Genomic DNA, 766 nt, shown 5'->3' on the forward strand with positions numbered 1-766 from the left:
GGTTTCTGTGTTTGCTGGTACAACCTTGAATCAGACAGGACAAGCCATTGAGATCATCGCGATGACAATGGGCGTTTATCTAACGCTGAGCTTGCTCACGTCTGCGTTAATGAACTTGTACAACCGAAAAGTTGCGCTGGTGGAGAGATAATATGAGTACACATCAATTTCAGCCCGATCTCCCGCCACCATCAAATACCGTTGGCGTGGTTGGGTGGTTACGCAAGAATTTGTTTAATGGCCCAGTCAACTCCATTGTCACGCTTATTCTTGCTTATATCGTTTTTAATGCGCTTTGGCACATTGTCGATTGGGCATTCATTAATGCTGACTGGATAGGCTCAACGCGTGATGACTGTAGCCGAGAAGGTGCATGCTGGGTGTTCATCAGTGTTCGCTGGGAGCAGTTCATGTACGGCTTCTACCCAGAAGCAGAACTTTGGCGCCCTCGCCTGTTTTACATCACGCTCGCGATTTTCACTGTGCTTCTTGCCTATGAAAAAACACCAAAACGTTTATGGATTTGGCTGTTCTTTGTCAACATCTATCCGTTTATCGTTGCTGCGCTTTTCTACGGTGGTGTGTTTGGCTTGGAGGTGGTTGAAACGCATAAATGGGGCGGATTGTTGGTCACACTGATCATCGCGCTTGTTGGTATTGTGGTTTCATTACCGATCGGTGTCGCACTGGCTCTAGGTAGACGCTCTGATATGCCCATCATACGCAGCATCTGTACGATTTACATTGAAGTATGGCGTGGCGTTCC

The 766-nt window shown here is 47.4% G+C and carries 2 pseudogenes; both read left to right on the forward strand.

The annotated features are described in order from the left end of the window. A pseudogene (locus R7O13_RS26325) lies at positions 1–151 on the forward strand (amino acid ABC transporter permease); the annotation flags it as partial. Between the two features lies 1 nt (position 152). Next, positions 153–766, forward strand: a pseudogene (locus R7O13_RS26330) (amino acid ABC transporter permease); the annotation flags it as partial.

Source organism: Vibrio sp. Y176, from assembly GCF_033438945.1.